This is a genomic window from Paenibacillus curdlanolyticus YK9, assembly GCF_000179615.1.
Lineage (GTDB): Bacteria > Bacillota > Bacilli > Paenibacillales > Paenibacillaceae > Paenibacillus_T > Paenibacillus_T curdlanolyticus.
The window spans coordinates 82,062-104,287 of sequence record NZ_AEDD01000008.1; the positions used below are offsets into that span (position 1 = coordinate 82,062).

Sequence of the window (22,226 nt, forward strand, 5' to 3'; positions counted from 1 at the left end):
GCGATAAAGAAGGAGGAACGGGTCAATGCCGGCAGCCATGGTATTGGCCCGTCCCCGATTGTGGAGGAAGAAACGATGCTGAACAGTGAAACGATACACCCCGATAACATGCAATCGCAGCTGCGGGCAGAAGGCGACCGAGCGCTTGGAGCCGTTAACCGAGTCGAAGGGCCGAATAACGGCGTCATCCGGCTTCATTATGGACAGGGTACCGCCGACATTGCCGTTCTTGGCGAGCATATCGCCCAGATTACGCTGCTAGCCGCAGGCGAATCCGAGCTTGGCATAGGCAGCGGTGAAGTGACTTTGCCGCCAGCCCAGACGGAGCCCGATGTGACGAAGAAGGAGCAAACGCTCGCCATTCGCGCAGGCAAGCTGCAGCTTCAGATCGATCTGCAAGCCTCCTCGATAATGTTCTGTGACGAGAACGGCGCAGCATTCGCGCAGCAGACGGAGCTGACGTGGGGCGATAAGTGGAAGGCGACGGCTTATTTTGCGAAAAATGCCGCTTCCCGCTTCTACGGCTTGGGCGAGAAGGCAGGCTTCCTGAACAAGTCGGGCGAGCGATATGAGATGTGGAATACGGACGTGTATTCGCCACATGTGCAGGACATCGATGCCCTTTATCAATCGATTCCGTTCCTCATTCACGACAGCGGCTCGGCATGTTACGGCCTATTTCTCGATAATCCGGGCCGGACGTTTTTCGACATGCGCACATTCGAAGACTCGTACAGCTTTGGCTGCGAGACGGGCGCGCTGCAATACTACGTAATCGCTGGGCGAGACATGAAGGAAGTGATCGGGCGCTATACGGCGCTGACGGGCCGAATGAAGCTGCCGCCGAAGTGGTCGCTTGGCTATCATCAGTCCCGGTACAGCTACATGGACCAAGAGGAAGTGCTGACGCTGGCGCGTACGTTCCGCGAGAAGCAAATTCCATGCGATGCCATCTATCTGGATATTCACTATATGGACAGCTATCGCGTCTTTACCTTCGACCCCATTCGGTTCCCGGATCCTGCCGGCATGATGGCGGAGCTGAAGGAGCTTGGCGTTCGCATCGTCCCGATCGTCGATCCAGGCGTGAAGAAAACCCCTTCGGACGCGGTCTATCGCGAAGGGTTAAGCCATGATTATTTTTGCCGCTATATCGAGGGCGAGCTGTTCTCGGGCAAAGTATGGCCGGGCGAGAGCGTGTTTCCAGACTTCTCGGACGAGAGGACCGCGAACTGGTGGGGCCATCTTCATGCCTTCTATACGGAGATGGGCATTGCAGGCATATGGAATGACATGAACGAGCCGTCGGTATTCAACGACTTGAAGACGATGGACCCGAATGTCATGCATAAGAACAACGGAGCAGCGAAGATGCATGGCGAAGTGCATAACCTGTACGGGCTATGGATGTCCAAAGCGACGTTTCTTGGCTTGGAACGGCTGCTGGGCGACGAACGGCCATTCGTCCTGACGCGTGCAGGATATGCGGGCATTCAGAAGTACGCTGCCGTATGGACAGGCGACAATCGCAGCTATTGGGAGCATCTGGCCCTATCCATTCCGATGATTATGAATCTAGGCATGTCGGGCGTCGCCTTCACAGGAGCGGACGTCGGTGGTTTTGCTGCCCATAGCGGCGGCGAACTGCTGGCGCGTTGGACGCAAGCAGGGGCGCTGCTGCCTTACTTCCGGAACCATAGCGAATTAAGCGCGATACGCCAAGAGCCGTGGGTGTTCGGTCCCGTTGTGGAGGACATTTGCCGTGCATCGATCAATCTGCGTTATCGGCTGCTTCCGGCGATCTACAGCTTGTTCCGGGAAGCGAGCGAAACGGGCCTTCCGGTCGTTCGGCCGCTCGTGCTCGAATATCCGCAAGATGCCGCCGTGTCGAATCTGAATGATCAATTTCTGCTCGGTGCCGATATTCTCGTTGCTCCGGTGCTGCATCCGGGCGTGAGCTGCCGCTCGGTGTACCTGCCGGAAGGACAGTGGTACGACTTCGCTACGGGCGAGGTACACAACGGCGGGCAGCATATTCTCGCAGACGCGCCGCTGGAGCGGCTGCCGATGTTCGTGCGAGCTGGCGCGATCGTGGTGCAGGCTGCTGCCGACGCCGGGCATGCGCATCAGCATACGTCCGAATTAACGTCAGGGAGTCGTGCGATCGACATTTATGTGCCGCAAGCGGGGACGCATGCTCGAAGCCATTATGAGGACGACGGCTGTACGACTGACTATCTGAAGGGCGCGTTCGACAGCATCGATATGATGCTACAAGTCGAAGGCACAGGTGCAGGCGAACATATCGTCTTCGCGGCATCCTCGAAGCAACAAGGCTTTGGTATAAGCCAGCGGCCGGTGGAAGTGACGTTCCGCGGCATTCGCAGCGCGAACGCTGCTGTCCGCGCCTATCAGGCGGACGGCACGCCGATGGAGGCGGCTGTCAGCAGCCGGTTGAACGAAACGGCGGGTTACCACGTGGTTACGATGGTTTGCCAAGCATGGCCAGCACGCATTGACATTTTATCCGGGAGGGAAGCTCGATGAAACAAGCAGCAGTCGCGCGCTCCGCGACGCAGACTTCGAAGAAGAAATTCAATTGGCAGATGTGGGGACTGCTCTTTGTCCTCCCGGAAATTGTTATTTTCTTGTTATTCCTATGGATCCCGATCGTCAAAGGCATTGTTTACAGCTTCTATGACGTCGATTTGGCGAACGGGAACCATTTTGTCGGCTTACAGAACTATATCGATGTCATTCATTCCTCCGAGTTTTTGATTTCCATCCGCAATACGCTGTACTTCATGTTCCTGTGCGTCGTGATCGGCTTCTGGGTGCCAGCGGTCGTGGCGATCGCCGTATCCGAGTTGAGACGATTCCAAGGGGTGGCTCGCGTTGCCGGCTATTTGCCAAGCGTTATTCCGGCCATCGTGCTGTACGGCATGTGGATATGGTTCTATGATCCGATCGGCCCGATCAATACGTTCCTGCAGTGGCTGGGCCTTGAGCCGGTCGACTTCTTAAGCAAGAAGATGTCGATGATCTCGATTGTCATTATGGAAACGTGGCAAAACTTCGGCGGCGCCGTCCTAATCTACATTGCGGCAATCGTCGGCATTCCAAGAGACTTGTACGAGGCAGCCGAAATCGATGGCGCAGGCGTGTGGCAGCGCATTCGGAGCATTACGCTCCCGACGATGAGGCCGCTGCTCATCCTGATGTTCCTGCTTCAAATCATTAACACGTCCCAGAGCTTCCAGGCGCAGATGGCGATGACGGGCGGCGGCCCGGACAACGCGACGCTGACGTATCTGCTGCTTATGAACCGCGAAGCGTTCACGTATTTGCACTTCGGCAAGGCGACGGCGCTTGGCAGCATGCTGTTTGCAGTGATGGTCGTTCTATCCTTCGTTTATCTCAAAATCCAGAACAGGAGTGATGCAGCATGAAGCCGTCGGATCGGGGGATATTGTCCAACTACGATTTCAAAAAAACGTCCGTGAAGATCGGCTATGGCATCATGTGCCTGCTCATCGCACTGATTATCGCCTCCATGCTGTATCCGTTCTTGAATACATTCCTGAACTCGGTGAAGTCGACGCAAGAGTTTTTCGCTTTCCCAGCGCCCTTCTTCCCGGAGAAATGGCTGTGGCATAACTATAGCGAAGCGCTGACGCTTATTCCGATCTGGACGTTTCTGAAAAACACGCTGATGATTTTCGTCGGGACGGTCATCTTCGCGCTGTTGTTTATCGGGATGGCGGCGTTCGCGCTGTCTCACTTGAATGTGCCGTTGAAGAAATGGGTTACGCTGTTTTTCCTGTCGACGCTCATGATTCCATCGGCTACGTACCTCATTCCGAACTACCTGAATCTTCAGGAGCTGGGGCTGCTGAATACGTATTGGGCATTCTGGCTGCCTGCTGGCGCCAACGCGTTTTATCTCATGCTCATGAAAACGTTCTTCGATGGCATCCATAAGGAGCTGTTCGAAGCGGCGCGCATCGATGGCGCGAATGAATTCCAATGCTTCGTGCGGCTCGCAATGCCGTTATCGACGCCGATCGTCATTACGCTGCTGATTTTCTACTTCTCGGCAACGTGGAATGATTTTTACTGGCCGTCGCTCGTCATGCTCGACAAGGAGATGTACCCGCTGGCGACAGGCATTTACAAGTACGTCGTATATCCGAACTCGACGATTCAATGGAATGTGAAGTTCGCGCTGCTGACGCTATCGATGCTGCCGCCGCTCGTGTTCTTCCTCATTTTCCAAAAATACATCACGCGGGGGCTTAACGTCTCCGGTGTAAAAGGTTAAGCGTATTCCAACTTACGGAGGGATCGAATCATGCAACTGAAATCGAAACGATCGATATTGCTGTTCGCTCTCGTTCTGCTGATGGTCATCACGTCCTTCCCCGCCTTCCCAGGCGGGGCACGGACGGCTTTTGCGAGTGCAAATAGCAGCGGATCGCAGAACGAATGGATCAGAATGAAGAACAGCTACACAGGCAAGTATTTGTATGAAACGAATGGCAAGGTAGCGTACGGCTCGCCGGTTGAGACTGACCGTGCCTCGCAGTGGACGGTTGAGGACAACGGCAGCACGCAGCGATTGAAAAACCGCGAGAGCGGCCATTATATGTCGATGGCGAATGTCGCTTCCTTTGGCGATCCGTTGGAAGCGCTTCCAGATTCAAATGGCGGCAATCCGCTTGCCGGCGCAGACTGGCATGTGCTCGATGCTCCCAATCCGGGGCTGAAGGTGATCCAGAGCGCGGGGGATGCCAATCTGTATATTCACGTGCAGGACAACACGGGGTATGCGCAATCGAGCCAAATTCCGCCGAGCTGGGGAACGCCGCAATGGGCGTTCGAGCCGGTCGTCGATTACGTAAGGCTGAAGAACAGCTATACGGGCAAATATTTGTTCGAATCGAGCGGCAAGGTTGCCTATGGTTCGCCTGCCGAAGCGGACCCGTCCTCGCATTGGGTCGTGGAGAGCAGCGGTGCGACCGAGCGGATTCGCAACCGGGAGAGCGGCCATTACATGTCGATGGCGAACGTCGCGAGCTTCGGCGATCCGGTAGAGGCGCTGCCGCTGCCCGCGAATGGAGGCGCACTGGCAGGCGCGGACTGGCATGTCCTCGATGCTTCTAATCCGGGGCTGAAGGTGATCCAGAGCGCAGACGATGCCAACCTGTATATTCACGTGCAGGACAACACGGGGTATGCGCAATCGAGCCAAATTCCGCCGAACTGGGGAACGCCGCAGTGGGCGCTGGAATCCGTCGAGGTGAAGGACGCCTACAATCCGAACCCGTCGACTGGCCCGCAATATGTGCGTATCAAGAATGATTACCTTGGGCTGTACATGATGGAGGACAACGGTCAACTGCTCTATGGCAATGCGACGGCGTCCGACCAGACGGCGCAATGGGAAATAGTGAAGGAGCAGGGCTACCAACGTATTGTGAACCGGGCGACGGGCCATGCGGTCAGTTTGGCTGGCGTCGCTTCGGATAAGGTGGCCGTTGCGGTCGAGACAGCTGATCCTGACGCGCAGGCGCAGCGCTGGGTCATCGATAATTTAAGCACCGAAGGCGCGAAGCTGATCCATACGACGGTTGATCCTGCGGACGGGCAGTATTTGCATGTGGAGAAAAAGCTCGGCTTCGTCCAATTCGGCACGGTTCCGCCTTCATGGGGCAGCCCAAGGTGGCTGTTCTTGCCGGTGACCGATGACGGTCCGCATTATGTTCGGCTCAAAAACCGTTATACGGGCAAGTACCTGTTCGAGGAACCGGGAACCGGTGCAGCGGCAGGCAGCGGGAAAGTCGCCTATGGCGATCCGGATGTATCCGACGGGCTGTCCCATTGGCTGCTTGAAGACGGCGGCAATGGCAGCGTCCGCATTCGCAATCGGGTAACCGGGCATGCGATGGCGAACGAGCATCTGGCAGGCTTCGGCGATCCGCTCGAGAGCATCGTCGTTGAGGACGGCTGGTCCAGCGCCAAATGGGCGGTGAGCGAGCCTGCGCCAGGGTTTTTCGTCTTCACGAACAAGTATAAGACGAACGAGACGATCCATGTGCAGGACGCGACGGGCTATGCGCAATCGAGCGGCGTGCCGGCGGACTGGTGGAGCGCGCAGTGGTCGCAGGAAGCAGCGCCAGATGCGCTGCCTGTCGCGATTCCGCAAGGCTATGTACGCGTGAAAAGCGCAGGCTCGGACGCCTATCTCTATGAGAATGAACGCGGGGTCGTCCTGTATGGCACGCCGGAGGAAAAGGATGCGCGCTCGCATTGGACGATCGCGGCCCTTGGCGATGGCTACGCGCTCGTGAATCGGGCGACGAATGACCGGATCACGGTCGGCGCGGGCGCTTCGATGCAGGCAACGCCAGCGTTGAACGGCGATCCATCACAAAAATGGTACGTGGAGCAAGCGCCGAACGCGGGACGTGTGCTGCTGCGCAGCGCGCTTCAGCCGAAGCAGTACTTGCATATGATGGACGGCACGGGCTTTGCCCAGCTGGGCTTGCGATCCATTGAATCGGCTGCGCTGCAATGGATATTGGCTGACGCCCCTGCGGACAGCTTCGTGCCGGATCTGGCTGGCGCTGCCGAGCCGATTCAGATGGAGCGGCTCAGCGATGCGCGGCACTATAAGCTGGCGAATGCCGCTGCCGGACGGTTATTGCTGGACAACGGCGGGACGCCGGCGCTTGCAGCGGCAGGCAGCTCGCCGGGCGGCGACTGGCAGCTGCAGGACGAGAACGGATACAAGCTGCTGCGCAGCTTGTCGAGCGGCAAGTATCTCGCAGTTGATAGCAGCGGGAACGTGGAGCTGCTATCGCTGGCCGAGGGGACGCCGGCTCCGCTGGCTGCTTCGTGGCAGCTGACGCCGCGCAGCGGGCAGCTCGTGCTGGCAAGCGCGGCATTGCCGGGCAAGCTGCTGCAAGCAGGCGGCGGCATGCCGCAATTGGCGAGCGGCAATGCGGCAATGCCGACGGATGCCCAGCTGTGGACGGCAACGGCTGTTGCAGCCGTTGCAGCGTATGAGGCGGAGCAGGCGTTCATCGCTGGCGGAGCGAAAGCGGGCAGCGGCGTGAAGGCGGCATCGGCAGGACGGTACGTGGCTGGCTTTGAGCAAGCAGGTGCGGAGGTTGTGTTTGCGATCTATGCCGAGCAGGCAGGCATGTATGAGACGGGCTTCCGTTATGCGAATGGGCAATCTTCGTCTGCTTCTTTAGCCTTGCAGGTGAACGGCGAGCAAGCTGCCGCTGTTGCTTTCGCGGCAAGCGGAGGCTGGGACAGCTGGCAGGAGCAAACGGTGCAGCTGCATTTGCGCCAAGGAATGAATACGGTAGCGGTCAGCTCTGCTGCCGCGGCAGCGGGCGATGTGCTCTATCTTGATCAGTTGAAAGTAAAAGGCATTGTGGCAAACGCTTATCGCGGAGCGAGCTTAGCCTATGATTCCTACGAAGCGGAGCATATGGCGACCAATGGCGTTGTGATCGGACCCGATCGCACGTATAAGCAGCCGGCATCGGAAGCTTCCGGCCGTCAAGCGGTGACGCTGACCGCAGCAGGCGACTATGTCGCGTTCAAGCTGAATCGGCCAGCGAACCGATTGACGATTCGCTATTCGATCCCGGACAGCGCAGATGGAGCAGGTCTGCAAGCGAATGTGGGGCTGTCGGTGAATGGCAGCAGCAAGCCGGACGTTGTCTTGTCCTCCAAGCATGCTTGGGTGTACGGCACTTATCCGTGGTCGAACAACCCGAATGACGGGGACGCCCATCGGTTCTATGATGAGACGTCGGTCGATACGGGCGCGTTAGCGGCAGGGGATACGGTTCGGCTGGAGAAGCTCGCGGGTACAGCGGCTGCGACGGTTATCATCGATGTAGTGGAGGCCGAGTGGGCGGATGCGCCTTATGCGAAGCCTGCTGATTTTGTATCGATTATCGATTACGGCGCGGCTGCTGATGACGGCCAAGACGATACGGCTGCGATCCAAGCAGCGATTGCGGCTGCGAAGGCAGAGGGCAAAGGAGGCGTTTGGCTGCCCGCGGGCGTATTCAATCTCACAGATGGTCCGATCGCATTAGCAAATATTACGATTCGCGGCGCAGGGATGTGGCAGACGACGATTGCCGGAGCGGGCTTCCTGGGCAAAGGCAGCAGCATTCGCGTATTCGATTTAGCGATTGACGGCGGGGTAACGGGTCGCCATGATGATCAAGCCGAGTCGGGCTTCGACGGCACATTCGGCAAGGGATCAACGATCCAGCATGTACGCATCTCGCATACGAAGGCAGGGATTTGGGTTACGGCGCAGGAAGTGAACGGGCAGACAATGCCTACGACGGGGCTATATATTGCGGATGTTCGCATTCGTGACACGTACGCCGATGGCGTGAACTTCAGCACAGGCACGATGGGCTCCATGGTCGAGCAAAGCCAGCTGCGTAACACGGGCGATGACAGCATGGCCATATGGTCCAATGGAACGCCGGTAACGGGCAATACGTTCCGTTTCAATACGGTTGAATTGCCATGGCTGTCGAACAACATTGCGGTGTATGGCGGCGGAGACAATCATGTGACGGACAACATCGCATCGGATACGGTTGCGTTCGGCGGCGGCATTAGCGTCAGCACGCGCCACAATCCGACGCCGTTTACGGGCACGACGACGGTCGAACGGAACACGCTGGAGCGCACGGGCGGCCGCGAGCATAACTGGCCGGCGGATATCGGCGCCTTGTTCCTCTATACGAGCGATATCGCGATGAACGGGGATATTCGGATTACGAATAACCTGATCCATGACAGCACGAATCAAGGCATCTCGTTCCTCGGCGAGAAGCCAGTGGCGGGCCTCGTTCTGGCGGGCAATGTAGTGGATGGCACGGGATCGTGGGGCGTTAATGGGGCAGGAAATATAACGGGCTCTGCGCTGTTCGGCAACACGACGGTTCGAAATGCGGGCGTAGGCAATGCGTTTAATGGAGCAGGCGGGCTCGCTTGGCGTACGGTGGACAGCGGATTGGCTTACGTGAAGCCGCCTTTCGCTGTACAGGTAGATGGGGTGGCGGCATCGCCTTACCGTATCGCGGCGGGGACGGAAGCGCAGGGCGCTGTCTGGAGCGGCAGTCCAGCGACGTTGGCGGCTTCAGGCGCTGCTTGGTCGAGCTCCGATGCAACTATTGCAGCCGTCGATAGCACGGGCAAAATTACTGCAAAGCGGCACGGGCAAGCCATCTTAACCGTGCAATACGGCGGCGAGACGCGTGATTTTACACTGGTTGTAGAGGATACGACTGCGCCTGTCTGGCCGACGGGCGCGAAGCTGGCGGTGAGTGGGGTATCCGATAGTAAAGTGACGCTCAATTGGCCAGCTGCTCAAGATAATGGCACGGTGAATGCTTATCGCGTCGATTGGGGCAGCGGAAGCAAAATGGTGGCTGGCAACGTGTACGAATTGACCGTTTCGGGCTTAACGCCAGGAGGTGTCTACACCTTCAAAGTGAATGCAGTAGACGAAGCAGGACTTTGGACGGCAGAAGCATTGTCGTCTGACTACACGCTGCCTTCAGGCGGTGGAAGCGGGGGATCAGGGCAGCCAGCTGGTCCGAGCGGCAGCGGCAGTGGGACCTCGGTTGGATGCGTTGCAGATACGGCGAAAGGAAATGTTCTTATGGCAGCAGCGAGCGTGCGTGCATCGCATGAAGCAGTCGTCCAACCGGACGTGCTGACGGCAGCGCTGGATCGAATAGGAGAAGGCCAGTGTTCAACGCTCGCGGTTCATTCCGGATCGGATCAAGCATCCGTCACATTCGTCCTTCCGGCAGGTCCAATTGCAGCAGCAGCAGCGGATTTAGCGCACGGTGTGCTGACATTCCACCATCAAGGAGCAACTTATCAGCTTCCGCTTGAACGCGCGGTTGAGCTGCTGCAGGGTGCAGCGTCCGGCGAACTGCGGATTACGATTCAGCAGTTGGAGCGACAAGCGGCAGAAGGGTTGTTCCACGGCGCTGCGGGCGTTTGGAAAAGCGGCGCTTATTCGTTCAAGTTGGAAGTCTCGTCAGGCGGGTCTGTGACAATTGCCGCAGCAGTCGACGGGTATGTACGCGGCAGCCTGATCATTGACAGGAGCATTGATCCGATTCATGCGACCGTCGTTGTCTATGATGAGCAAACGGGCAAATGGCGCCATGTGCCTACGGTGTTCCGCAAGCTGCCGGATGGCCTTGTGGAGGCGGTCTTCGCAAGCATGCTGAACGGCATCTATGCGGTGAATGAGCTGAACGTTAGCTTCACAGATATGGCGAAGCATTGGGCGAAGCATGCGGTAGAAACGCTCGCATCGAACCGCATTTTGTCCGGCGTAGGCAAGGGCAGCTTCGAGCCGAACCGCGCTGTCACGCGTGCGGAATTTGCGGCGATGCTCGTGGAAGCGTTCGGTTTGCCATATGATTCTGGCGCTAAGCCAGCATTCCATGATGTTGATTCAGCGGCGTGGTATGGCCGTGCGGTTGGCGCGGCTTCGGAAGCTGGCCTCATTACGGGCTATGCGGATGGCAGCTTCCATCCGAATGAACGGATCACGCGTGAGCAAATGCTTGTCATGCTGATGCGCGCATATCGCTTGACGAACGCGAAAGATGCAGCATCGGATGAAGCCGATGCGTCCGATGCGCTCTCCGGCTTCCGGGATGGTGCAAGCGTCAGCTCGTGGGCAGCAGATGATGTTCAGCAGGCGTTAGCGCTAAAGCTGGTGCAGGGACGGGCAGCGGGCGAATTCGCGCCGCAATCGCAGGCTACGCGCGGCGAAGCGGCGATGATGCTGTACAATGCGCTGCTGGCTTTAGCGTTTGTTAGCAACGAATAGGCAGCGAATGAGACGGTAGCTTGTTGTCAACCATACCAAAAGAGAGAGAATTGAAGGGCTCTCGCCATGCTAATGGCAGCGGCGAGAGCATCCCCGATTCTCTCTTTTTTGTTTGTTCCGAGGGGAATTATCGTGTAACATCCCTCTATTTATTAACTTTACCTATAAAGTTAATATCATTTATCTATTTCACCTATCATGAAATCGCATGGTATAACTATAGCAAGCAAAACGAGCTGACAATATCAGGATAGGAAGTGGTTGGGATGAAGAACGAGCAACGCACGCAAGTACAAGAACAACATGCAGGCAATGAGACGAAGGTATGGCAGTCTGAGAGCTATGATCATCAAATGGCATTCGTATCGGCTTATGGCGCGCCGCTGGTCGATCTGCTGAATATTCAGCCCGGAGAAACGGTCATCGATTGGGGCTGCGGCACAGGCGACCTGGCTGCAGGGATCGCGGACAAAGGGGCGGTCGTCTTCGGAATCGATGCCTCCGTCGACATGATCGAGCGAGCACGGGTGAAGCATCCGTCCATCAAGTTTGCCGTAGAAGATGGCCAGCGCTATCGTTCCGAGCAGCCGGTGGATGCGATCTTCAGCAATGCGGCGCTGCACTGGATGACGGATGCAGCTGGAACAGCAGCAAGCATTGCGGCATCGCTGAAGCCGGGCGGACGATTCGTCGCCGAATTCGGCGGAAGCGGGAACGTGAAGGCGGTAACCGATGCGCTGCAATCCGCGTTCGAGACGGTGAAGCCTGCGAAGCCATTCCGGCACCCGTGGTATTTCCCGACCATTGGCGAATATGCTACGCTGCTGCAGGAGGTCGGGTTCGAGGTCAATACAGCGATGCTGTACGACCGCCCGACGCCGCAGGTTGGCGGAGACAATGGCATTCGCGGCTGGCTGGCGACCTTTGCTGACGTCATTATGGAAGGCATCGACGCGGAGCAAGCGGCTGCGATTATCGCGCTGACGGAAGAGCGCCTGCGCCCTGCACTGTACCGCGACGGGGAGTGGATCGTCGATTACAGAAGGCTGCGTGTTACAGCGACGAAACAATAAACGCATATTCACAAAAATGGGTTGACAGTAAATTATTGTGAACGGTATACTCATTCCAATTCATAGGATAAACGCAAAGATTGGGAGTAATAAGGAATAACTATTGCCAAGAGAGCTGTCGGCAGGTGCAAGACAGTCAGTAGTTTCCCCAACTCGCCCATGAGCGGCAAGGTCGACAACGGTAGATCTTGACAGCTAACCCCTGTAATCGGGTTCTGAGATTCGTTGTCTCTTTTTTGATCACAACGAGTAAGAAGAGTGGTATCGCGTGGGTAAAACCTATCGCCTCTTTGCAGGCGATAGGTTTTTTCTATTTTCCTACTAAATCATGTGAGGGCAGGTGCAAGAAGAGATGGACAATGTCATCGATTATTACTCCCACTTTGACGAATGGGGGAGGCTTGACAGGGAACCGTTGGAGTTTACGATAAACCTGCATTTTATCCAACAGTATTTGGAATCAGCTGGCGTAAGCAACGTGCTGGATAATGGCGCAGGGCCAGGCAAATACGCCATTGCGCTTGCGAAGCTGGGATATAACGTAACGCTGTCTGATTTGACGCCTAAATTAGTAGAGATCGCGGAACAGAAAGCGGCCGAACAGCAAGTACGTGATCGATTTGACGGCTTTCATGTGTTGAATGCAACATGTTTAGCTGGAATCCAAGATGAGGCTTACGATGCTTCCCTCATGCTAGGTCCACTGTACCATCTCCAAAAGGAAGGGGAGCGAGTAGCGGCCGTTAAGGAGCTGCATCGCGTAACCAAACGGAATGGCCTTGTTTTCGTTGCGTTCCAGAGCCGGATGAGAATGGCGATTACTTCGCTGTCGCAGCCGCAGGCTTGGAAGCCGAACGATAGCTTGAAGGCGATAAAAACGTTCTTCGAAACCGGCGCGTTCAATCATCATGATCAGGGCCGATTTACGGGCGCCTATTATTTTCATGTTGATGCCGTGAAGCCTTTCATGGAGAGCAACGGATTCGAAACGGTCGATTTGATTGGTTCCTCAAGCATCGGCTCATTGCTTTCGAATGAACAAAAGCAGTATTGGATCGATCGGGGCGAGTATGATGAATTGATGCAATTTCTGATCGCCATCGCGAATGATCCGTCCGTATTAGGCGCATCCTCGCACTTGCTGTATATCGGAAGAAGGGTGTAAACCTTCTCTGCAAACGTTGACTTGCAGCGCTCGAATGGGCACAATAAGGTCAACTTCTGCAGAAAAGAGGCACAGCATGTTTCGCAACTGGAAGGAAATATTAGCCCTCGCGTTGCCTTCGCTAATCGCATTCGCGACCCAGACGGTAACGGCTACGATCAATTTGGTCATTCTCGGCAAGCTCGGTTTTCTCATTATTGCGGTTGTTGGCGTCGTCAACATTATTATGTATAACGCATTTGCAATTTTCTCGGGCATCGGCCACACGGTTAACTATCTTGTCGCGCAAAATGACGGCCAAGGCAATATGCGCAAAGGGATTGAACGAACGTACTTCGCTTTTTATTTGTGCGGGATATTCGCGGTTGTGCTAGGCATTGTCGGATGGACGCTTGCCGATCAGCTGCTGCGTTGGACAGGCGGATCGGAGGAGCTCGTGCAGGCGGGGACGCTGTATACCGAGCTGCGGTTCTATGCGATGGCATTCGGCATCATCAATTTTGCGTTCCACGGCTTCTTGCGCGGGATTGGAGCAACGCGGCTGTCAATGACTGTATCGATGCTTGGCAACGGTATCATGGTCGTCGGCACCTACGCGATGGCTTATGGCAAGCTTGGCCTCCCAGAGCTTGGGCTCAAAGGTGCAGGCTATGCGATCGTTATTGGGGAAGCGGTGCAGCTGCTCATCTGCGCTTATCTCTTCTTCTTCCCGCTCCATCGCAAATACAACACGCGTACATGGGCGAGAATCGATTGGCGTGAAATGCGTCTGATCGCCGTAGAGAGCGGAAAGCTTGGCGTTCAGGAGTTTTCGCTTAGCTTGGCGATGTACTTGTTCACCGCATTCGTTGCCCGGCTTGGCGACCAAGCGCTGGCAGCGAATGAGGTTGCGCTTAGCATTATGTCGTTCGGCTTCATGCCTGCGTTCGCCTTCGGCGCGACAGCGACGATACTCGTCGGGCGGCATGTCGGGCAGGGCAATCCGAAGCATGCCCGGCGGACCGGCACCGACGTTGCCATACTAGGAACGCTGTTTCTGATTATGCTCGGGACGGCCGAGCTGATCTTCGCCGAGCAGATCGCGCATTTGTATACGAATGACCCGGCTGTGTACGAGCTTGCTGCGTATTTAATTAGCATTTCGGCTTATTTGCAAATATTCGATGGCTTGCTTAACATTTATGCAGGCTGTATGCGAGGGCTCGGGGAGACGACCTACCTGCTTCGGGTATCCATTATTTGCTCATGGATATTGTTCGTGCCGCTCGCGTACCTGTTAGTCGTGCAGCTCGATATGGGCAGCATGGGCGCTTGGTTAGCATTGTATTCTTACTTAACCGTGTTCGGGCTGGCGGTAATGATCCGCTTCTACCGAACGGATTGGAGCAAGATTCGAGTTCGCGAAGCGCAGGGCGCCATGTAGCGAGAGCTCTCGAAATAGAACCATTTTATTTTCGATTCGTAGGCATATTTGACGCAGTACCCACATATAATCCAGTAAGGCGTTCTTTCACGAAATATTGATCCTGTTGGACGACCCCATGACAAGGAATTGCGGTCGTGGCGACGAATGGATAAATATAGCATGTGGCTGGATATTCACAAGGCAGGGTCCCATAAGCGGATCCTGCCTTCATGTTACTATAATGTAACGTAAATGTAATTAAAGTTGACATTTATAACTTGTTTGTAGTAGGATTTAGCTAATAAACCTAACATATTGCGGCTAAAATGTAACATTCGTGGCATTGGCTTAGCGACAACGCAATTGGCACGATTGGGCAGGTTGCTGCAGCACCTTGGAGGAGGCGGTTGGCATGTCGACGGCCAGACAGTCGCAGACTCATTATTATGATTCGCAATCGTTCTACGACGAAATGTTTGACAAAGACCTTGCCGTTCGTCCGCATTACGAATCGGTCCATCGGCTATTTTCTCGCATGAAGCCGACGGAGCAAGCCGCAAGGCAGCAGGCGCTCAACCAGCGAATGCTGGAAGAAGGCATCACCTTTACCCTGTACAGTCCTAACCAACAAGAACCCCTTGAACGCACCATTCCTTTCGACTACATCCCGCGCGTCATCCCGAAGCATGAATGGGAAGCCATCGACCGCGGACTCCGCCAGCGCGTCCAAGCGCTGAACGCTTTTATCCATGACATTTATCACGAGCAGCATATTGTAAAAGACGGGGTAATTCCGCGTCGCATGATCGTTTCCAACACGTATTTTCGTCCCGAAATGATTGGGGTCGATGTGCCTGGAGGCGTATATATTACAGCCTCAGGAATTGATCTCATACGAGACGAGAAAGGTAAATATTATGTATTAGAGGACAACTTGCGTTCGCCGTCCGGCTTTTCTTATTTGTATAAAGGGCGGACGATGATGAGCGAGCTGTTCCATGATTTATATTTGTCCTGCTCGGTTCAGGACGTTGAACGCAGCTTGAACGTGTTTCTAAGCGCGCTTCGCTCGCTGTCGCCAACGGGAAAACGCGATCCGGTCATCGCGCTGCTTAGCCCGGGCTCCTTCAATTCGGCGTACTTTGAGCATACGTTTCTTGCGCAGCAAATGGGTCTCCACCTTGTCGAGGGGCGAGACCTCGTGTACAAGGATCACAAAATTTACGTTCGCAGCCTAAGCGGGCTTCGCCAAGTCGATGTGATTTATCGCCGTATCGATGATGATTTCCTCGACCCGCTAGCCTTTAATCCGAACTCCATGCTTGGGGTGCCGGGACTTATGAATGCGTATCGCGCAGGCAATGTGGCGATTGCCAATGCGCCAGGCACGGGCGTCGCCGATGATAAAGCGGTGTACGCGTACGTGCCGGATATGATCCGGTATTACCTTGGCGAGGAGCCGATTCTTAGCAACGTGCCGACGTACATTTTGTCGCGCAAGGAAGATCGGGAATACGCGCTTGCGCATCTGGATCAGCTTGTCGTGAAGGAGACCTCGCTCTCCGGCGGGTATGGCATGCTAATCGGCCCGACAGCTTCGGCCAAGGAAATTGCGGCATTCGCCGATGCGATTCGCAAATCGCCAGAGCGTTATGTCGCCCAGACGACGATGATGCTTTCACGTGCTCCGGTCATGCTGGATGGCGCGATGGCGCCTCGCCATATCGATCTTCGGGCGTTCGTGCTCAAGGGAACGGAATCGCATGTTATACCGGGCGGGCTTACGCGCGTTGCGCTTAGCGAGGGCTCGCTGGTCGTCAATTCCTCGCAAGGCGGGGGCGTCAAGGATACTTGGGTATTGAATCGTTAAAGAAAGAACGGCTAACGAGCGGGTGCAGTGGAATAGGGATGGAGGGATTGCCGTGTTGAACCGGAATGCCGAAGCGCTGTTTTGGATCGGCCGCTATATGGAACGTGCGGAAAACCATGCGAGGCTGATCGATGTGCATTACCATTTGCAGCAGGATGAACTTCGCGCAAGCGAGGGCGACCAGACGGTAGAAACGATGTGCAAATGGGCGCGAATCGTCGATGCGCTGGGCAGCAGGCAAGCGTTCGAGCAGCAGTACGACTCGTATGATGAGCGAGAAGTGCTCATGTATGTCACGCTCGATCGCGATAATCCGAATTCGCTCGTTTCCTGCGTAAATCATGCCAGAAACAACCTTCGCACGCTGCGCGAGAAGGTGCCGAGCGAGCTGTGGGATACGATCAACGGCTTCTATTTGTGGCTGAGAGAGAAGCAGCCGGAGGATTTGACGAACGAATCGCCGCATCAGTTTTTTGGGCAGACCAAGGATTGGGCCGCCCTGTTCCAAGGGTACAGCCAATCGGTGATGCCTCGGGAAAATGAGTGGCATTTCATCGAGTGCGGACGGTACTTGGAGCGTGCGGAAAATACGCTGCGCATCATGCAGGCAGTGGAGCATGCGGTAGCGGGCGACGGCTGGAACAGCGCTGCGGCCTATCCGTATCTGCATGCCGTTCTGAAGTCGGTCAGCGGCTACCAATCGTTCCGCCGCTACTATATGGATAGCGTCGCAGTGGAGGCGATCGTGGAGTTCGTTGTGTTGAATCCCTCGTTCCCGCGGTCGGTCCATTTTGCCCTGCATGAGCTTGTCGATCATATGCGGGCTATCGATCTGCAGGATCAGCAGCTGCGCGCCTCGCATGAACGGATCGTTCGGCAAGTCGGCAAAGTGATTGCGGACATCGCCTGCCTAGAGCGGGAGGACCTGGTGCTTGATCGCGAGGGGCGGATCACTTCCCATCTGCTGCATGCCTGCGAATCACTCGGCACGACGTTTGCCAAAACGTTTTTCCGAATGGGGGAAGCCAGCGCATGAAGCTCTATATCTCGCATTTGACGCAGTATAGCTACGGGGATCCAGTCACGGACAGCGTGAACGAAATCCGGCTGACGCCCAGCACGAATGAGCGGCAATCGTGTTATAACCATTCGATCTCGATCGAGCCCAACGCTTCGTTATTTACGTACGAGGACAGCTTCGGCAACCGCGTGCATTCCTTTTCCGTGAACGCGCCGCACACGAAGTTGATGATCAAGACGAACATGACGGTCGTGACGACCGAATCGTTCAGCAAGGAAGAGAGCGCTTATAAACAGCAGCTGAAGCCTTCGGACGCTTGGGCGAAGCTCCACTCTGACGAGTCTGTCGATCGGTTTATTGAGTTTCTGCTGCCGACAGAGTATACGGAAGTGACGCCCGAGATTTTCAGCTTCATGGAAAATGTGCCGGTCGTCGGCACGGTTCATGAGGCGGAGGCATCGGAAGGCGGCGTGACCGTGAGCGTAACGCCAGCTATCGGCGTCTATGATTGGCTGGCGGCGTTGTCGAAGCATATCCGCTCGGCCTTTATTTATGATCCGTTGGCGACGGATGTGCGTACGAAGGCGTTCGAGATGATCGCCAAGCGGCGCGGCGTCTGCCAAGACTTCGCACATCTTATGGTGGCGGTTTGCCGGGCTCGCGGCGTGCCGGCGCGCTACGTGAGCGGCTATCATTTTGTCGGCGATCTGCAGGGCGGCAGCGCGGAATTCGAGCAGGCATCCCATGCGTGGGTCGAGGCCTACGTGCCGAAGCTCGGCTGGTGCGGTTTCGATCCGACGAACGAATCGCCGATCGGCGAGCGTTACGTCAAGCTGGGGCATGGCCGCGACTACAAGGACATCGTGCCTGTGAAGGGCATTTATCACGGTACAGGGAAGCAGAGCTTGCAGGTGACGGTGGATGTTCGGAAGGTTGAGGAGTAAAGCAGACGAGCAGCTTCGACTGGAGTGTGGATTGTGCAGAGCAGCACTTCGTGTGCTGGGATAGTAGCGTTATATGCAGCCGTAGACGGGGGTGGCCGTCTGCGGTTGTTTTTGTGTTGTGAAGGCGCATTGCGGGAGGAGGAACGGATTTGCTCATAGTGCATTTGCTGCTCATGTTGCATTTGTTGCTCGTTGCTGCTCTGATTGCGCATGCTGCTCTGGTTGGACTTGTTGCACATGTTGGCATTTGTTGCTCTGGTTGCACATGTTGCTTGTGTTGCTCGTATTGCTCGTGTTGCTCATGCTGCTCGTGTTGCTCGTGTTGCTCATGCTGCTCTGCTCTGGTTGCACATGTTACACTGGTTGCATTTGTTGCTCTGGCGTTCTGGTGCGCTTGCTGCTCACTGCTCACGTCGCTCGTCACGCTTATTAGCCGTCGGCTGCGTCGCCCCCACTGCGCTCGTTGTATTTTGTACAACGAAAGGTAGGGATGATCGCGGCCATAATGATCTCATTGCAGAACGTGCAATGGGAAATTCGCGCAATGTTCCAAGAGGCCGAATAAACAATGTTTAGGTCCATTTCCGTTGTATAAACTGCAATGGGAATCTATTTGACCAGCAAAAACTCGCTTTTCATTGTACAAAATGCAACGGTTGAGGCGGACATCTGCGCGTGATTGTCGTGGTTGGAGCGAATGCATTCGCGTATAAACGCTAGAGTAGATTCCAAGTGTTTTGTCCAACACACATGCCACATTCGGGCGTGGTTGTCACAAAATCGTTACCGGTGTAGCCCTAACGAGTTATGTTAATCCTCTTGATATACGCTAATATTAGAGAGAAGCAGCTTGGAGGGAGTTTTGACCATGAATGAAAACAAACATCGGGCAGTCAGCCATCGTATTTTTTCGAAGTCTACGCGGCTGTTGTCGCTTATTGTGATCGCCATAGTGATGATTGTCGCATTGTCGGCGTGTTCGGCGAAAGCGGGCGAGTCGTCGGAAGTCCATCCGAAAGACGTGACTGTCGATTTCTCGACATCTCCGCAAGTGGTGCACACGAGAGAAGCGACGACGTTGATTGCAGACGTGAAGGGCTTGAAGACGCTGGAGGGCGCTTCCTTGGCGTTCGATATCCGTAAGGCGAACTGGAAAGGGCTGCCGGAAGTCGTCAATGCACAGCTGGTGGATGGGAAGTATACGATTTCGAAAAAATTCGAGGAAAAGGGCGAATTTTTTATTTATATTCATCTGTATCAGGACGAGCTGCACATTACGAAGAAGAAGCAGATCGTTGTCGAATAGTAGAGCAGCTAGGCAAGAAGGGTGTCCCGAGAGCATAAGCTTGGGGCGCCCTTTTAAGTTTGGACAAATTGGGGGGATCCGTCCAGTGTCGTCGACGCTAGCCGAGGTGAGGCTGGGCGGGACGAAGCGGGACGGGCCAAAGCGGAGCTAACGGACCCGGGAGCCCTTATTCGACCGAAATCGGGCATATTTGCGCTCTAACGGACCGAGGAGCCGCTATTCGACCAATTCAGCCCCCACGGGGCATCAAAATGGCGAAATAACGGCCGTGGGGTCCGTTGCATTTGAAATTGGCGCGTTTGGAGCGAAATAACGGCGCTGCGGTCCGCTAGATTTCAGTACGCTGCACTGTTACTCGCGCGATGTAGATGGCACGCAGATTATACGCGGTATGGATGATGATTGGCAGCAGCAATGAACCTGTAACCATGCATAGGTAGCCCATGATCAGCCCGAACATGACCGAGTTGGATATGCCGCGCAGCCCTTGCATGAAGTGACTGGCCCCGAAGAGCACGGAAGTGATAAGGTACGACATGGTCGGAGAAAGCGCGAATTGGTCGATGAAGCTGTGATACATAAACCCCCGATAAATGATCTCCTCGCAAATGCCTACCGTTAACGTGACGAATGCGAACTGAATTTGCTGGCTAGTGGTTGTCGGATACAGTCGATCGTCGTAATGGCTTCTGACCATTTCTTTGAACTGCTGATTATAGGGCATAAGGGCTAATGGGACGATTGTTGTAAGCGTAACGTAACCGATCAAGATCCATAGCACGATGCGCCAGAGGAGAGCGAAGGTTACGGTTGTAGCTGGCCAAAACAGCTCGCCAAGCGGGCTGACGCATACAATCCATAGCAGCGTTGCCCAGTAAATCAGGTGCATCAGGAGGTAGCCATGCTCTTTGCTGGCGGCGCCTGCTTGCTGTTTTTTCGTCCGGTAGTAATTAAAGATCGGAAGCAGAATAAGAATGAAAGCGTAAACATAAAATTCCACAGGCAGGACGCTCCTTTGATTGACGCCCGATATCGGGCATGGTACGATCGAATCATAAGTGTGCCCGATTTCGGGCGAAAGGGGTGGTGGGCGTTTTGAGTCGAAAGTCAAACCCACTTGACTTAATTATAGGAACGGATGATGCGGCGAAGCTTTGGAATATATCGCAAGACCACGTAAAACGACTCTGCAGGGATGGAAGGTGTATCGCAAAGCAGATCGGCAAGACATGGATCATACTTAAGGATCAGGAGAACCCAACGCAACAGAATAAGGATGTGTGAATGGGATGTTTGAACTAATAATCAAGTTTGCAATTGCATTAATATTTTGTTGTTCAATGACCATTTTGATATTCACAATGTTTAAAGTTCCGATTAAGACAAATGATAAACAAATTACTACTTTTACATTAATAATAGGCTTTGTGAATTTTTATTTCAAATTTATTCTTGGTTCTCCATACGGGTTCTTCTATCATGTTATCTCTTTCATTATTTTACTAATGATCCTAAGGAGATACCCTATATTATATGCTGTAATTGTATCAGCAACAGGATTTATTTGCTCAGGTTTGATTGATGCTGTGATTTCATCTGTTGCACAATTACTGAATGTATCTGTTGAACAGATGATTAATGAAATGCCTGTTTATATAATTTTGCATGTCACAACTACAGTTTTATATTTGATGGTTGCTTTCATGTTACACAAGTTTAATATAGGGTTCTCATTTGTTAAACGGAGGTTTTCTGGAAAAAGTAACATTTCAAATGCTAACTATTTATGGGGTGCAATGATGATAGTAGCAATGATCGTCATGACTTTTTTATCGCAGCCCTCCGTCATTAATACGCTAAATATGTATATTATTATTTTGGTTGGTTTATTGTTTATATGCAGCATCTGTTATGCTTATATACAAAATAAGGTGTCATTAACTGATCGGTATGGAAATCAAGATAGGAGTGTTCAAAAATAAAACTATCACAGTCGGTTTCTAATAGAATTGTTACATCAATAAAAACGAATGATCCAGACTCTTCCTCGGCAGCGGTATTAAAGTATGCTTTGGAGAACTTGATAAATCTGGGTATCTACATGCTTATTGTACTTATTATTAGTATGATCACTGGCGACTTCGTAACTGCGCTTATTGCAGTAGTTGTCTTTCCGCTCTTGCGTTATTTTAGTGGCGGCTTACATTTTAAATCAGAAAATGTTTGTAATATTATTTCCAGCTTACTTGTATTAATTTGTATATATTATAAAATTGATTTTTGGTATACTGGTGTTGTTATGAACGTAATAGCTTTAATTACTTTGGTAATAACTGCACCAGCAAATGTGCCAAGAAGTAATTTGAAGCGACACGAGTTCAAATATTTAAAAATGATCGTAGCAGTGATTGTTGGATCGAATCTTTATTTTCAAATGTCTGTGCTGTCTCTTGTTTTTTTTATTCAGGCTCTTACTACTTTACCAGTAGCTCAACGGTTGCTGGATAAGTATAAACTGTAGGAGGAAAGGGAGGGT

The 22,226-nt window shown here is 54.0% G+C and carries 15 protein-coding genes; 14 read left to right on the forward strand and 1 reads right to left on the reverse strand.

Annotated elements, in window-relative coordinates; genetic code table 11:
• Window positions 1–75: 75 nt before the first annotated feature.
• From PAECUDRAFT_RS15250 to PAECUDRAFT_RS15300, 11 genes are all read left to right on the forward strand, one after another.
• Window positions 76–2,547, forward strand: a complete 2,472-nt coding sequence (locus PAECUDRAFT_RS15250; protein WP_006039005.1) for a glycoside hydrolase family 31 protein — start codon at window positions 76–78, stop codon at window positions 2,545–2,547.
• Window positions 2,544–3,449 carry a carbohydrate ABC transporter permease gene (locus PAECUDRAFT_RS15255; protein WP_006039006.1) on the forward strand — a complete coding sequence of 302 codons (906 nt, stop codon included), beginning with the start codon at window positions 2,544–2,546 and terminating at the stop codon, window positions 3,447–3,449. Before PAECUDRAFT_RS15250 ends, PAECUDRAFT_RS15255 begins: the two co-directional genes overlap by 4 nt.
• Window positions 3,446–4,321: a carbohydrate ABC transporter permease gene (locus tag PAECUDRAFT_RS15260; protein WP_006039007.1), complete on the forward strand. Its 876-nt coding sequence runs from the start codon at window positions 3,446–3,448 to the stop codon at window positions 4,319–4,321. The genes PAECUDRAFT_RS15255 and PAECUDRAFT_RS15260 overlap by 4 nt, the downstream gene beginning before the upstream one ends.
• A gap of 30 nt (window positions 4,322–4,351) precedes the next feature.
• On the forward strand, window positions 4,352–10,906 hold the full coding sequence (locus tag PAECUDRAFT_RS24785; protein WP_006039008.1) for an S-layer homology domain-containing protein: 6,555 nt from the start codon (window positions 4,352–4,354) through the stop codon (window positions 10,904–10,906).
• A gap of 266 nt (window positions 10,907–11,172) precedes the next feature.
• Window positions 11,173–11,979 carry a class I SAM-dependent methyltransferase gene (locus tag PAECUDRAFT_RS15270; protein ID WP_006039009.1) on the forward strand — a complete coding sequence of 269 codons (807 nt, stop codon included), beginning with the start codon at window positions 11,173–11,175 and terminating at the stop codon, window positions 11,977–11,979.
• 352 nt (window positions 11,980–12,331) lie between these two features.
• The gene (locus tag PAECUDRAFT_RS15275) at window positions 12,332–13,144 is read left to right on the forward strand and encodes a class I SAM-dependent methyltransferase (RefSeq protein ID WP_006039010.1); all 813 of its coding nucleotides are present in this window, start codon (window positions 12,332–12,334) and stop codon (window positions 13,142–13,144) included.
• A gap of 76 nt (window positions 13,145–13,220) precedes the next feature.
• Window positions 13,221–14,567: an MATE family efflux transporter gene (locus tag PAECUDRAFT_RS15280; RefSeq protein ID WP_006039011.1), complete on the forward strand. Its 1,347-nt coding sequence runs from the start codon at window positions 13,221–13,223 to the stop codon at window positions 14,565–14,567.
• Window positions 14,568–14,961: 394 nt separating this feature from the next.
• Window positions 14,962–16,419: a circularly permuted type 2 ATP-grasp protein gene (locus tag PAECUDRAFT_RS15285; protein WP_006039012.1), complete on the forward strand. Its 1,458-nt coding sequence runs from the start codon at window positions 14,962–14,964 to the stop codon at window positions 16,417–16,419.
• 52 nt (window positions 16,420–16,471) lie between these two features.
• A complete protein-coding gene (locus tag PAECUDRAFT_RS15290) occupies window positions 16,472–17,455 on the forward strand; it encodes an alpha-E domain-containing protein (RefSeq protein ID WP_006039013.1) in 984 nt (327 codons plus the stop codon).
• Complete coding sequence (locus PAECUDRAFT_RS15295; protein ID WP_006039014.1) at window positions 17,452–18,384, forward strand: transglutaminase family protein; 933 nt, start codon at window positions 17,452–17,454, stop codon at window positions 18,382–18,384. Before PAECUDRAFT_RS15290 ends, PAECUDRAFT_RS15295 begins: the two co-directional genes overlap by 4 nt.
• Window positions 18,385–19,252: 868 nt before the next feature.
• Entirely contained in the window at window positions 19,253–19,690 is a 438-nt protein-coding gene (locus PAECUDRAFT_RS15300) for a hypothetical protein (RefSeq protein ID WP_006039015.1), read from the forward strand.
• Between the two features lie 328 nt (window positions 19,691–20,018).
• Here PAECUDRAFT_RS15300 and PAECUDRAFT_RS15305 read toward each other — a convergent pair whose 3' ends face one another.
• Window positions 20,019–20,690, reverse strand: a complete 672-nt coding sequence (locus tag PAECUDRAFT_RS15305) for a CPBP family intramembrane glutamic endopeptidase (protein WP_006039016.1) — start codon at window positions 20,688–20,690, stop codon at window positions 20,019–20,021.
• A gap of 38 nt (window positions 20,691–20,728) precedes the next feature.
• Between PAECUDRAFT_RS15305 and PAECUDRAFT_RS26645 the strand changes: the two genes are divergently transcribed.
• The 3 genes from PAECUDRAFT_RS26645 to PAECUDRAFT_RS15320 are packed head-to-tail and all read left to right on the forward strand — an operon-like array spanning window position 20,729 to window position 22,211.
• Entirely contained in the window at window positions 20,729–20,974 is a 246-nt protein-coding gene (locus tag PAECUDRAFT_RS26645) for a helix-turn-helix domain-containing protein (RefSeq protein WP_324603674.1), read from the forward strand.
• 5 nt (window positions 20,975–20,979) lie between these two features.
• Complete coding sequence (locus tag PAECUDRAFT_RS15315; protein ID WP_006039017.1) at window positions 20,980–21,672, forward strand: hypothetical protein; 693 nt, start codon at window positions 20,980–20,982, stop codon at window positions 21,670–21,672.
• 26 nt (window positions 21,673–21,698) lie between these two features.
• Complete coding sequence (locus tag PAECUDRAFT_RS15320) at window positions 21,699–22,211, forward strand: accessory gene regulator B family protein (RefSeq protein WP_267879183.1); 513 nt, start codon at window positions 21,699–21,701, stop codon at window positions 22,209–22,211.
• Window positions 22,212–22,226: the final 15 nt, after the last annotated feature.

Coding starts and splice junctions, on each gene's coding strand:
- PAECUDRAFT_RS15250 (WP_006039005.1), top strand. CDS start 76: ATGCTGAACAGTGAAACGATACACCCCGATAACATGCAATCGCAGCTG.
- PAECUDRAFT_RS15255 (WP_006039006.1), top strand. CDS start 2,544: ATGAAACAAGCAGCAGTCGCGCGCTCCGCGACGCAGACTTCGAAGAAG.
- PAECUDRAFT_RS15260 (WP_006039007.1), top strand. CDS start 3,446: ATGAAGCCGTCGGATCGGGGGATATTGTCCAACTACGATTTCAAAAAA.
- PAECUDRAFT_RS24785 (WP_006039008.1), top strand. CDS start 4,352: ATGCAACTGAAATCGAAACGATCGATATTGCTGTTCGCTCTCGTTCTG.
- PAECUDRAFT_RS15270 (WP_006039009.1), top strand. CDS start 11,173: ATGAAGAACGAGCAACGCACGCAAGTACAAGAACAACATGCAGGCAAT.
- PAECUDRAFT_RS15275 (WP_006039010.1), top strand. CDS start 12,332: ATGGACAATGTCATCGATTATTACTCCCACTTTGACGAATGGGGGAGG.
- PAECUDRAFT_RS15280 (WP_006039011.1), top strand. CDS start 13,221: ATGTTTCGCAACTGGAAGGAAATATTAGCCCTCGCGTTGCCTTCGCTA.
- PAECUDRAFT_RS15285 (WP_006039012.1), top strand. CDS start 14,962: ATGTCGACGGCCAGACAGTCGCAGACTCATTATTATGATTCGCAATCG.
- PAECUDRAFT_RS15295 (WP_006039014.1), top strand. CDS start 17,452: ATGAAGCTCTATATCTCGCATTTGACGCAGTATAGCTACGGGGATCCA.
- PAECUDRAFT_RS15300 (WP_006039015.1), top strand. CDS start 19,253: ATGAATGAAAACAAACATCGGGCAGTCAGCCATCGTATTTTTTCGAAG.
- PAECUDRAFT_RS26645 (WP_324603674.1), top strand. CDS start 20,729: ATGGTACGATCGAATCATAAGTGTGCCCGATTTCGGGCGAAAGGGGTG.
- PAECUDRAFT_RS15315 (WP_006039017.1), top strand. CDS start 20,980: ATGTTTGAACTAATAATCAAGTTTGCAATTGCATTAATATTTTGTTGT.